The 12,682-nt window shown below is 65.9% G+C and carries 9 protein-coding genes and 1 pseudogene; 9 read left to right on the top strand and 1 reads right to left on the bottom strand.

Annotated elements, in window-relative coordinates:
- Window positions 1-4: 4 nt before the first annotated feature.
- The gene (locus tag DIE23_RS30965; protein WP_124615602.1) at window positions 5-949 is read right to left on the bottom strand and encodes an ABC transporter ATP-binding protein; all 945 of its coding nucleotides are present in this window, start codon (window positions 947-949) and stop codon (window positions 5-7) included.
- A 430-nt stretch (window positions 950-1,379) separates the two neighbouring features.
- On the opposite strand from DIE23_RS30965, the gene DIE23_RS30955 reads away from it, so the two are divergent.
- The 9 genes and pseudogenes from DIE23_RS30955 to DIE23_RS30915 all read left to right on the top strand — a co-directional run.
- The gene (locus DIE23_RS30955; protein ID WP_124615601.1) at window positions 1,380-1,676 is read left to right on the top strand and encodes a cupin domain-containing protein; all 297 of its coding nucleotides are present in this window, start codon (window positions 1,380-1,382) and stop codon (window positions 1,674-1,676) included.
- Window positions 1,677-2,299: 623 nt separating this feature from the next.
- Window positions 2,300-3,913, top strand: a complete 1,614-nt coding sequence (locus DIE23_RS30950) for a DUF2957 domain-containing protein (RefSeq protein WP_124615600.1) — start codon at window positions 2,300-2,302, stop codon at window positions 3,911-3,913.
- 71 nt (window positions 3,914-3,984) lie between these two features.
- Window positions 3,985-5,238 carry a DUF2957 domain-containing protein gene (locus DIE23_RS30945; protein ID WP_124615599.1) on the top strand — a complete coding sequence of 418 codons (1,254 nt, stop codon included), beginning with the start codon at window positions 3,985-3,987 and terminating at the stop codon, window positions 5,236-5,238.
- 74 nt (window positions 5,239-5,312) lie between these two features.
- A complete protein-coding gene (locus DIE23_RS30940) occupies window positions 5,313-6,137 on the top strand; it encodes an OmpW family protein (RefSeq protein WP_124615598.1) in 825 nt (274 codons plus the stop codon).
- 123 nt (window positions 6,138-6,260) lie between these two features.
- The gene (locus DIE23_RS30935; RefSeq protein ID WP_124615597.1) at window positions 6,261-6,764 is read left to right on the top strand and encodes an activator protein; all 504 of its coding nucleotides are present in this window, start codon (window positions 6,261-6,263) and stop codon (window positions 6,762-6,764) included.
- 223 nt (window positions 6,765-6,987) lie between these two features.
- The gene (locus tag DIE23_RS30930) at window positions 6,988-8,067 is read left to right on the top strand and encodes a hypothetical protein (RefSeq protein WP_124615596.1); all 1,080 of its coding nucleotides are present in this window, start codon (window positions 6,988-6,990) and stop codon (window positions 8,065-8,067) included.
- Between the two features lie 176 nt (window positions 8,068-8,243).
- Window positions 8,244-8,495: a PAAR domain-containing protein gene (locus tag DIE23_RS30925; protein ID WP_124615674.1), complete on the top strand. Its 252-nt coding sequence runs from the start codon at window positions 8,244-8,246 to the stop codon at window positions 8,493-8,495.
- Window positions 8,496-8,512: 17 nt separating this feature from the next.
- A pseudogene (locus DIE23_RS30920) lies at window positions 8,513-9,097 on the top strand (contractile injection system protein, VgrG/Pvc8 family); the annotation flags it as partial.
- A gap of 26 nt (window positions 9,098-9,123) precedes the next feature.
- Window positions 9,124-12,682 (top strand): DUF6531 domain-containing protein (locus DIE23_RS30915; protein WP_148093480.1); only part of this gene is annotated, 3,559 nt, incomplete at its 3' end.

Below are 12,682 nucleotides of genomic sequence, written 5' to 3'. Positions count from 1 at the left end.
TGCGTTACGCCCCTTGTGCGCCGTTGCGGCGGTTGTCGATCAGGCTGACGAAAATGTCCTCGAGCGAGCTCTGCGTCGTATGCAGGTCGCGAAAGCCGATGCCGGCCGAGCCGAGCGCGTTGATCAGCTTCGCGATGCTCGCGTCGTCGCGCTGCGAGTCGTAGGTATAGACGAGCGCGGCGCCGTCGTCCGCGCGTTCGAGCCCGAACGCGGCAAGATCGGCCGGCACGGTCGCGAGTGGATGCTCGAGCTGCACGGTCAGCTGCTTCTTGCCGAGCTTGCGCATCAGCTCGCGCTTCTCTTCGACGAGCACGAGCTCGCCGCCGAGGATGATGCCGATCCGGTCGGCCATTTCCTCGGCTTCCTCGATGTAGTGCGTGGTCAGCAGGATCGTCACGCCGCTTTCGCGCAGCGAGTCGACCAGCTTCCACATGTCGCGGCGCAGTTCGACGTCGACGCCGGCCGTCGGCTCGTCGAGGAACAGGATGCGCGGCTCGTGCGACAGCGCCTTCGCGATCATCACGCGGCGCTTCATGCCGCCCGACAGCGTCATCAGCTTGTTGTCGCGCTTGTCCCACAGCGACAGCGCCTTCAGCGTCTTCTCGATGTGCGCGGGATCGGGCGCCTTGCCGAACAGGCCGCGGCTGAACGACACGGTCGCCCAGACGGTTTCGAACGCGTCGGTCGTCAGCTCCTGCGGCACGAGGCCGATCATTTCGCGGGCGGCGCGGTATTGATCGCGGATGTCGTGGCCGCCGACCGTCACGCGGCCTTCGGTTGGCGTGACGATGCCGCAGATCGAGCCGATCAGCGTGGTCTTGCCCGCGCCGTTCGGCCCGAGCAGCGCGAAGATCTCGCCGGGGCGGATGTCGAGAGTCACGTGCTTCAGCGCCTGGAAGCCGGACGCGTAAGTCTTGGAGAGGTTCGAGACGGAAAGGATCGGTTGCATGCTCACGGATGGCACGGCCGGTCGGTTCGACGCTGCGCGCCGCGCGTGCCCGGTGCGGCCGCGGCGAAGCGGTCGGTGTCGGGGGCGGCATGGCGAACGGGCGTCATGTCGAACGGCGTTGTGGTGCGGGATCGCAGGACCGCCATATTAGCAATCGGAAGATGGAAATGCATTGCGGCGGAAAGGACATGTGATGCCGGTGCGGGATTTGCGTGAAATAAGCAGGCGTCACTCAATATGGCGGCGCTTTATTTGAATCGCGTGAACAATACACGCGGTTTTCGGGCGATCGAACGGCGATCGCGCTTGCGTGCAACCGCGCGGCGGGCGGCCGGCGGACTGTGCTGCCCGATCGACGCCGCGCCGTACCGGGACGGCGTGCGGCGCGCTCGCGATAATGCGTTCCTTCCACGTTCCCGGAGCGGTGCGCATGTCTCTGATCGATTTCAAGTCCGTCGCGGCCGCCCAGGCCGCCGCGTGGAAATCCACGATCGTCGGCGAAGTCGGGCCGGCCCGGATCAAGGTGCTGCGCATGGACGCGCAGCCGTACGAAGCGGAAGTGCACGACTACAACGAAGGGCTGCTGGTGCTCGACGGCCGGCTGATACTCGAGGTCGACGCGCAGACGGTCGTGGTCGAGGCCGGACAGATGTATCTCGCGATCGCCGGCACGCGTCACGCGGTGCTGCCGGGCAGCCACGGCACGCTCGCGATCATCGACGTGTAAGGGGGCGCCGCGGCATGCGTGCGGGCGCCGGAGGCCTGTCCGCCGGGCCTCGCACGGGTTGACCGCCGTCATTCAAACGCGCGTTATACCGCCCGGGTATTTGTCTGAGCAAATAAATTGAAGGCTGTTTGAAAAATTGTCAAACACCCTGCTCGCACTAGGATCGCGCGGTTCGGCGCGTTTGGAACTCTGCATCCATTTACTTGTGCGTATCGTCCGATCATAGTCTCGACCAACGACGCATCACGATAACGAATCAAGCGTACGTATGGAGACCACACCATGAGAGGCCTATCCGAGGGGCCAGCCGGACTGCCGTTTTCCTGCTTTTCGCCGGATGCGGGCGCGACGCGAGTCGAATGCCTGCGTCATCGCATCGCGTTGTCGCTGTAGCGACGCACCCCATTCCGTTTCGATTTCACCGATGGCGCCGTGCCGCATGACGGCGCCGCCGGATAGCGCTTGCCTGCCGCGGCGATCCTGATCGCATTTGCCTGACCGGCAACGCGGCGCGCATGGCGCGCATCGTCATGCGCCGCGCGCCGTCGCGACGGCGCGATACCAACCGGCGGGCCACGCAGCCCGTCCGGACGAGACTTGTCGTACCTCAAAAGGAGGGGTTGATGTTTTGCATTCCTGAATGGCGGAAGGCGATCCTGTCGTGCGCCGTGCTGGCGCTGCCGTTCGTCGCCGGTTGCGGCGGCGGCGACGATCCGGGCCCGATCAACGTGCCGCAGTGCTCGGGCAGCGCATGCGGGCCGAGCGGCGCCGAAACGACGCCGCCCGTCGTGACGAAGCTGTGTCCTGATTCGCTCGACTACACGACGACCTACACGGGCGGCTCCGGCAGCGGCGAATACGTGAAGGTGAAGTTCGACACGACGAAGCTCACCTACCAGATGCAGTTCATCGAATCGTCGGTGCCGACGTCGGCGGGGCAGGTCAACAACACGCGCGCGGGCCTGACGATCAGCGGCGCGTTCCATCATCCGACCAACCTGCCGACCGCCGAGCAGAACCGCTGCGCGTTCGTGCTCGACAGCGGCGCGACGAGCGACGGCGCGTATGCGGTGACGATCAATCGCGCGGACCCGCCGATGCTGTTCGTCGGCAACGGGGTCGTCGGTGGCGGGATTCCGGGCGCGACGATCGCGTTCAAAGGCCTCGAACCGTTCCCCGGCTTCGTGCTCGGCGTGGTGCCGTCACGCACGTTCGATTTCTATCCGTTCATCGGCTTTACCGAAACGGAAACCGACTTCACGAAGGTCGCGGGCAACTACAACGAAGTCGGCATTCATCTGTCGCCGGTCGGCGGTACCGCGCAGGATGCGAACGGTGCCGTCGGCTGGGAGCCGGACGTCGTCAACTGGAACCAGACGTTCAATCCGGACGGGTCGTGCACGATCACGCCAGGCAGCGACTACTCGTGCCAGACGACCGGATCGCCGTGGACCCTGCGCAAGAACGCCGACGGATCGGCCGACAACGTGTTCGTGAGCAATGCGGTGGCGAACCAGTTCGGCACGATCGTGTATCCGGTTGCCGGACCGGCGCCGGGCATCGTGATCCTGACGCCGAGCCAGGCGAAGGGCATCATGATTGTCGGCAAGCTGAACGGCGTGCGGGTGCCGATCGTGATTCGTGTCGGCTACACCCATGTCGACGAGAGCAATGCACTTGCATCGGTCGCCGATGCCGAAGTCGGGATCTCGATGCTGTCGTCGACCACCGCGATCGCCGCGAATTCCCTGAAGGGCGGCTACATCGGCGCGACCAGCGCGTCGGCGTGCGGCGTCGTGACGTCCACCGGCGTCGGGAACTCCATCGCGCAGCCGGGCCCGAGCTTCAATCCGAACATCCCGCACCCGGATCTGCCCGGCACGTTCAACGGCACGTTCTTCATGCCGGAAGCGGGCAGCTGCAACGACGGCACCGCCGTATCGACGATGGCCGCGAACTACACGTCGACGCTGTTCCAGGGCGCCACCGCGGCGTTCATCGACCCGCAGACGTCGTCGGTCACGTCGCAGTTCGCGCTCGACTACACGCAGGCCACGCCCGGCAAGATCAAGGTCACCGTCTCGCAGGACTTCAACGCGAAGGGAGCGAACGGCAACGTGGCGATCTTCGGCAAGGGCGACACGGGCTGGCTCGTGACGGCCGGGAACATCTACGCGATGGTCGTCAGCAACAACAAGGTCAACCCGTTCTTCACGGTCGGCGCGTTCGTCCAGTAACGGTGGACTGAACACGGAACACCGGCGGCGCATGCGTCGCCGCCGGCGAATCGAAATTCAAGAGGAATCCTATGAATGTGAAGCATTGGATGGCCGCGGCGTCGCTCGCGCCCGTGCTGGTCGCCTGCGGCGGCGACGGCGACCCGCCGCCCGCGCCGGTGGTCCGGCTGTGCCCGCAGACCATCGACTACAACACGGTGTTCATCGGCGGCTCCGGCTCGGGCGAACTCGTGAAGGTGCAGCTCGACACGACGAAGATGACGTACCGGATGACCTACCTCGCGTCGCCGGTGCCGACGACCACCGGTACCGTCCAGCCGACGCGCGACATGGCGCCGGCCAACGTCGTCGACGGCACGCTGGCCGACGAGACCGGCCTGCCGACCGTGAAGCTGAACCAGTGCACGTTCCGGATGCGGAACGCGAGCCTCGACCCGAGCCGGCCGGCGCGCCTGTTCCTCGGCGAAGGCGTGCTGGGCGGCGCGATTCCGGGCGCGACGATCCAGTTCGATGGCGTGATCGGCGTGGGCAGGATTCCGAAGACGACGTTCCCGTACTACCCGTTCATCAGCTTCTCGTCGCTCGAAACCGATCTGTCGAAGATCGCCGGCACATACAACCAGCTCGGCTACCACCAGGTGCCGTCGCAGAACTTCCAGCCGGTGGCGCTCGACCAGCAGGTGACGATCCATGCGGACGGCAGCTACGTCGAGACCGACAACTTCGGGAAGAAGAACGGCGGCCAGCCGCTAGCGTCGAGCGCGACCGTGAACCAGCCGTTCACGCTGCGTGCCGATGCGCCGGCGTTCCAGTCGCCGAACTACCAGCCGCAGCTTCCGCCGACGCTCGCCGCACTCGATCCGGCGAAGGCCGGCAAGGGAATCATGATCGTCGGCAAGCTGCGCAACCAGCTCGTGCCGATCTTCATCCGCACCGGTGCCGCGAACGCGGACCTCACGCAGGGCCCGCCGAGCGCGGACGACGAATCGGGCATCTCGTTCCTGAGTCCGCGGACGGCGATCGCGCCGGGCTCGCAGAACGGCGAGTACACGGGCGTCGACAGCGCATTCAACTACCGCGCGACCGCACTGGTCGGCGCGCAGGCCACGCTGCTCGATCCGTTCAATGCGTCGCAGGCCGCGCTCACGCGTGCGCTGAACCTCGATTACACGCAGCAGGTGCCGGGCGTCGTGACGACCGTGCATGCGGATGCGGCGGCGGGGACGGCGACCGGCAAGTTCGTGTTCACCGGCGGCGTGTTCGGATTCCTCGACATGGCCGATACGAGCAATCCGTACTTCACGGTCGGCGCGTTCGTGCAGTGAACGTGCATGGATGGAGACACGGTGGCGTCGCGCGCGGCAGCGCGGCGCCCCGGACAGAACGAGGGGGAGACTTCATGAAGAAGCTGATTGTCGCGGGGGTCGTCGCGGGCGTGTCGACACTCGCATCGGCCCAGCAGGCGGGTGACAACGTCGCGACGCTGGGCTGGCTGCACATCATGCCGCAGGATTCGACCAACGGGCTGACGACGAATCTCGCGAGCATGCCGATCAACGGGCCGCTGCGGCTGCCCGGATCGTTCACGTCGCCGGGCACGAGCCTGACGGTCAACAATGCCGATACGGTCGGCCTCACGCTCACGCACTTCTTCACCGACCACATCGCGGTGACGTCGGTGCTCGGCGTGCCGCCCGAGTTCACGCTGACCGGGCACGGCGTGATCCGGCCGCCGGGCCCGGCCGGCTCGCTCGGCAGCGTCGACATGGACAACCCGTCGAACCAGCCGGCCGTGAAGAACGCGCGGCAGTGGAGTCCGACGATCATTCTGCAGTACTACTTCAATGCACCGACCGCGAAGTTCCGTCCGTTCGTCGGGATCGGCGTGGCCTACAGCTGGTTCAGCAACATCGAACTGAACGGCAACTTCGCGAAGGACATCAACGAGAACCTCGGCAGCGTGCTCGCGGCCGGCGCCGGCAAGCCGGGGCCGACGTCGGTGGAGGGCAAGGCGTCGTCGTCGTTCACGCCGGTCTACAACGTCGGCGCGAGCTATGCGATCGACAAGCACTGGGGGCTCACGGCAACGCTGACCTACATGCCGCTGAAGACCTACTCGTCGCTCGTGATCAAGGCCGCCGACGGGTCGACGCTCGCGACCACGCGCACGCGGCTGAAGGCGGACCCGTTGATCACGTTCGTCGGGATTTCCTACAAGTTCTGAGCCGTCCGGCGCGCAGCACGCGCGCCGGCGGCTTCCTGCGACCGAGCGGCCGGGTCACTCCGGCCGGCGTGTCGCGTTCCTGGCGGCGTGCCGCCATTTGTGAAGAGAGAGGGGGCAGTTCAAATGAGCATTCGCAAAATCGTATCGCTTGTTGCTGCAGTGGCATTCACCGCGGTGTCGGCCGCGCCTGCTTTCGCCGTGACCGTGTCGCGCGCCGACGGTCAGGCCATGAATCCGAACGGGGAGCCGTTCTCCGCGACGGGTCTCACGGTTCTGGCCAAGGGGGCGATCAACGCGAGTTGCAACGCGACGTTCAACGGCACGATCAGCTCGACCGGCATCGTCAACATCACGTCGACGACGTTCGCGGGCGGCGCGACGTGCGGCCTGATCAGCGGCAGCGCGACCAGCGCGGCGCCGTGGACGGGGCAGGCCGACAGCACGACGCAGCTGTCGATCAACAACGCGAAGGTGACCGTGACGCTGCTCGGCACCTGCGGGCCGAGCAAGGTCGTGACGACGTGGAGCGATCCGAACTCGTCGCTGACGTTCAACAACGCGGTGCTGACGCCGGACTGCACGGTCAGCGGCACGGTCGCCACGTCGCCGAAGTTCCACGTGCAATAAGCGTCGCGTGATCGAGGCCGGACGCCCGCCATGGACGAGGGCCGTGCAGGGATGCGCGGCGGGCATTCCGGTTTCGCGATGCATTCGCGTCGTCGCGCGTATCGGCGCGACGACCGGCTCGCCGCCTGCTTCGCGATCCGAGGCGGGCGGCCATGTGGGGGAGCGGTGCGACGTACTGTGCCGCCTGCTTCGGCCGACACAAAACAACCATTCCGGACCACCCATGCTCACCGACCCAGCGAAGTATGGCGATGCCCGCGGTGCGACGCCTGACCGGCTGCGCACGGCCGCGTGGCTGCAGTACCTGATCGAACACCTGGACGAAGCGGTTTGCATGGCGACGGACGATGCCGGCACAATGGCCGTCCTGCCGTCGCGCGCGGCACGCGTGCGAGCCGGTGTGAACCTGTCGCACGACGCGATCGCCGTCCTGCACGAACTCGCGCCGTGGATTGCAACGGACGGCGGCGGGTGCGCGTGCGACGTGAGCGATCCGCTCGGCGCATGCATGCACGTTCCCGACGCGCGGCAGCTCGCGCACGCCGAGCGACGCTGCCGGGGATCGCGCGCGGTATTCGAGTCGGCGCACGGCTTCGTCGACGCGTGGGCCTTCGACGATCCGAACGATGGCTGGGCCGCGCTCGAACGGATTGCCGGCGGCGTCGAGCCTGGCGGTGACGATGATGGTGTCGAGCCCACAGGACGAGAACAACGCGAGAACGGCGATGCGCCGCCCGCGAAGAACCTGAGAGAACGACGCGCGGCCGTCGCGGCGGCCTGCGTGGAGCCGTCGGCCCATCCAGGGGCGATCATCGACGCGATCGTGCTGCGCGTCTGCGGGCCGCGCGACGATGCCGCGCGCATCGACGAGATGGCCGCGCTCGCGATGTTCGGCGCGGCGCTTGCAGCCGGCAAGGGGATGTCCTTCGCCGCGTACGGCGGTCAGCACAATCTCGTTGCGCGCGCGATTCGCGAACGGCGCGCCGATCTCGCGTCGGTGGACGGTCTGCTCGCGGCGGTGTCCGTGTGCCGGCTCGACCGGCTCGTCGGCGCGGGCAGTTTCTGGGCGTATTACCTGCTGGCGGGTATCGTGATCGCCGCGCCGGACAGGGTGCGCGAATTCGCGCGCCGCTTTCACGGCGACGCATGGGGAAGGTGGCTCGATGAAGCGCTCGCATGGCCGGCGGTCGGCCGCTTCGGGTTGAAGGAGGATGTCGCGTTCGAGCGCTTGCGCGGCGCGATGAGCCTGACGTCGCGATCGAATCCGATCGTGCGGGCGAAACGCGTGAGGCCGAGGGGGTGAAGCAAGCATGGCCGGAGTTGTCTGAATCTGCGTGTTAGGGCTCGTATAAGTACGACAACCTTCGCGATTGATTGATTCAATGGGCTGAAAAACCTGGAAATCAATCTCAAAAATTGCGTGTCGATTTGAAGTTAGGTACAAGAGAAAAATTTCATTTCTCTTGCGAGGTAGGCGTCATGCGAGACGCACGGGGTCGCGACATGGTCCGTCTTGGCGACGTGACCGACCATGGCGGCAAGGTCATCGAAGCGACCGATGAACTGAAGCACCTTGGGATCGCCGTATCGCTGGACGGCCACGGCGTGATCTGCCCGAAATGCGGTGGTGTTTTCCCGCTGCTGGCGAGCGGCCCGCGTACGCACCGGGGCCGGCGCGTGGGTTATCACGGCGACAAGACCGGTTGCGGTGCGACCGTGGTCGGCGCATGAGAGACGGGAGATTGGGTATGCCGACACTCGATCAAGCCCGCACGCTGTCGATTTCGGGGGCGGCACTGCCGACCTACGGCATTGACGCTCTGCCGGTGTTTGCGCCGGTGCGGCTACAGGGCACCGAGACGATCGGCCGTCTCGACGCATGCCGCTATGTCGTCACGCTGCGCACGGACGACGCATTCGCGTTCTCGCCGAGCGTGACGGCCAATCTCGACCTGGACAAGATCGTCGGCACCGAGGTGACCGTGTCGATCCAGCTCGAAGGCAAAGGGCGGTTTATTCCTGGTCTCGCGGGCAATGCCGGAAGCGGGAATGTTGGCGCGGGCACGCGGGAGATCACGGCGCTGGTTACCGAGGCGCGCGTCGCGGGCGAGGACCGCCACTCGATCCTGTACGAACTCGAACTGCGGCCTTGGCTGTACCGCGCGATGCTCACGCAGGACAGCCGGATCTTCCAGGACATGAGTGTCGTGGAGATCACGAACGCGGTGCTTGCGAAGTACCCGTATCCCGTCGACAAGCGGCTGGCCGGCGCGTTCCGCGGCCGCTACCCGAAGCGTGACGTGCAGCGCCAGGCGTTCGAGACCGACTGGGCATCGCGGGACACTTCACGGCGACGTTGATGGGGGATCTCGAGCCGTTCGTCGTGGAGGCGAAGAACCGGCTCGCTGAACTACTGAACGAAGCGGGCAAGGAGGCCGAGAAGCGCCTGACACAGTTGGCGAACGGGCTCGATGCGTTGGCGTCGGGACGCTTGACCGATCCCAGCGAGAATCTGGCCTCTGCCCGGCAGAAGGTGGCGCGCGTGTCGGCCAGCGCGCTGCTGCACGACCCGATCGAAACACTGGACGACCTGTTTGGCGCGGTGTGGGACGTGTACAAGGCCGGCATGAACGCCGAAGCGAACGTGCTCGTATCGCTGACGCCGGCGCAAGCCAGGGCGGCGATTCGCGGGCTGGCCGCCGATATCCGCACGAGCATTCCGGAGGTCAAGCGTCGGATTCACGGCTTGTCCGGCGAAGACGTCGGCACGGTGATGTACCTGCTCAATATCCTGATTCGTGCGATTCAGGTGAAGCGCCATGCCTTCGCGACGATCGACAGCCACCGGTCGAATCAGGCGAAGCGCAAGGAAGGCGGGCAACAGATCACGAGCATCTCCGGCGAGGCAAACGCGCGCAAGCCCGGTCCGGGCTGCCGGTGCGAGACCGGCCAGCCGCCTGCACGGGTGGGCGGTGCGATCGGGCTGGCGCTCGGAGACGAATCGTTCGCGCACACCGATTTCGTGCTGCCGGGCATCGTGCCGATCGAATGGATGCGCACCTATCGCTCGAACTTCGGTGCCCATGACGAGCAGGGTCCGCTCGGTCCGCGCTGGACATCGCCATATCACGTCACGTTCGAGGCGCAAGGCGACGCGTTTGTCTATCACGATGCGTCGGGACGCAGCATCGACTATCCGGCCCTGAAACCGAGCCAGCCGCATCACGACCCGCTCGAGTCGTGCACGATCACGCGCGAGTCGGTCGATCGGCTCCGCGTCGTGCGTGACGAAAAGTTGATCGAGACCTATGAACGATGCGGCACCCGCTTCGTCCTCGCGAAGATCGAGGATCGCTCGGGCAATGCGGTGACGCTGACGTGGGCGAATGGCCTGCTCGCAACGATCGATGCGGCCGGGACTATCGCGACGGTGACGCACGACGCGGCCGGCCGCATCACGCGCATCACACTGGTCGACGATGCGGGGGCGGTGATTCGCACGCTTGCATGCTATCGCTACGATGAAGCCGGCGATCTGGTGGAAGCAGCCGATGAGAACGACGCGTCGTGGAGCTACACCTATTCTCACCACCTGATCACCCGCTACGCCGACCGAACCGGACGCGGGACGAACCTCGAATGGGACGGCAGGCACCTGGACGCGAAGGCAGTGCGCGAATGGGCGGACGACGGCACGTTCGATACGCGGCTGACGTGGCACGACCGGTTGCGGCTGACCTTCGTAACGGACGCGCTAGGTCATACGACGCAGCAGTACTACGACATCGACGGCTACGTGTACCGGATCGTGTATCCGGACGAGACTGAAGAATGGTTCTTTCGCGATGCCGCCAAGCATGTGACGCGTCACGTGTTCCCTGACGGCACCGAGGAATCTTTCACGTGGGACGACGCAGGGCATTTGACGTCGCATACACAGCAGGACGGACGCACTGCGTATTACGTCTATGACCACGGTGGCGACATGATCGGCTTGCAGGACCCGGAAGGTCATCGCTGGCAGCGGTATTACGACAGCAAGGGGCGTGTGACGGAGGCGACCGATCCGCTCGGGCGAGTGACGAAGTACGAGTACGACCGCGCAGGCCTGCCGATCGCGATTACCGACCCGAAGGGCGGGACAAAGCGGATTGCGTGGCGCGACGACGGGCAGATCGAGCGCTACACGGACTGCTCGGGCAAGACCTCGACGTGGACATATGACGCGCGCGGACGGCTCGTCCAGCAGCAGAGCCCGGCGGGCGAGGCGACGCGGTATGGCTACGAGGCTGGCCAGCTTGCGTGGGTCAGACATCCGGACGGCAGTCGCGAGACGTTCGAGCGCGACGCCGAGGGACGGCTGTTGACGCATACCGATGCACTGAACCGGCCAACGCGCTACAGCTATACGCGCGCCGGTCTGCCGGCCAGGCGGATCGATGCCAACGGCGCTGCACTGGAGTACGGCTGGGATCGGCAGGGACGGATCACACTGCTGCGCAACGAGAATGGACGAGAGTACCGGTTCGGCTACGACAGCGTCGGGCGCCTTGCCAGCGAGACGGACTTCGACGAACGCGTGACGCGGTATTTCCGCCGTTCAGGTAGCGGAGTCGTGACGAATCGCCTGTATGGCGACGTCATGCAAGCATTCGAATACGACCCGATGGGACGGCTTGCCGAACGTCAGGGCTGGCCGGCGCAATTCACTGATCGGGGGCAGGTATTCCTCAAGCCGCAGGGCGAGGTGAAGGTCGCGCGCGAGTCGTTCCAGTACGACGGGCTGGGCAGGCTGCTGCAGGCGAAGAACGGCCAGTCGACCGTTCGACGCTTCCACGACTCGGTTGGCAACCTTGAGCGCGAAACCCTGAGCCTGACGGTCGAGCGCGAACGCTACGAGTTCGCGTGGCGGCACGAGTACGACGAGGTGGGTGCGCGGATCGCAACCACGCGTCCGGATGGTCGCCGGCTCGACTGGCTGACGTATGGATCGGGGCATGTGCACGGCCTCGTTCTCGACGGCAGGAGCGTCGCGAATTTCGAGCGAGACGACGCGCACCGCGAGACGCTGCGCGAACTGGGCAACGGGCTGACGCAGGCGACGCAGTACGACGAAGCAGGCCGGCTTGCGCGACAGACGCTGCGGGGCAAGGGAGGCAAGGTGGCGGAGCGCCGCTACCAGTACGATGCGGCGAGTCAACTGACCCAGATTGCCGACATGCGGCGCGGCGTGATCCAGTATGCGTACGATCCGATCGGCCGGCTCACGCGCGCGCAGTCGTCGCTGGGTGTGGAGACGTTCGCGTTTGATCCCGCGAGCAATATCGTGGAAGCGACTGAGCGAGATGCGCACGGGATTGGCGCGCTCGGCGGGAAGCCGGCCGCGCCGCTGCTGGACAACCTGCTGAAGGAATATGCCGGCACGCACTATACATACGACAAGCAAGGGAACCTGACGACGCGCACGCGCAACGGCGAGCGCACGGAGTTCGGGTGGAATAGCCTTGGCCGGATGGTGACGGCGGCAAACCGCCACATGGAGGCGCGGTATGTGTACGACGGGCTGGGTCGGCGTATCGCGAAGCTGACGGAGCCACGGGTGCCGCATCTGATGAACGCGGGCAGTGGCTGGCGGGATGCGGAGCGGCGGCGGCTGAAGCAGGAGCACGGCTACGGCTTGACGTTGTACGGGTGGGACGGGGATACGCTGGCGTACGAGACGTCGTGGGACAAGCGCGAGACGACGCACTACGTGTATGAGCCGGGGAGTTTCACGCCGCTGGTGCGGGTGACGGGGCCGGCGGTGTTGGGGGATGGGGAGAACGAGGCAGCGGATATTGAGTCGCTGGCGTACTACCATTGTGATCAGATCGGCACGCCGCAGGAGTTGACGGACGAGGCGGGGGAGGTTGCGTGGT

The sequence above is a fragment of the Burkholderia sp. Bp9143 genome, from assembly GCF_003853645.1.
Taxonomy (GTDB): Bacteria; Pseudomonadota; Gammaproteobacteria; order Burkholderiales; family Burkholderiaceae; genus Burkholderia.
Note: the sequence above shows the minus strand (reverse complement) of the source record. Positions and strands in the feature narration are given on the sequence as shown.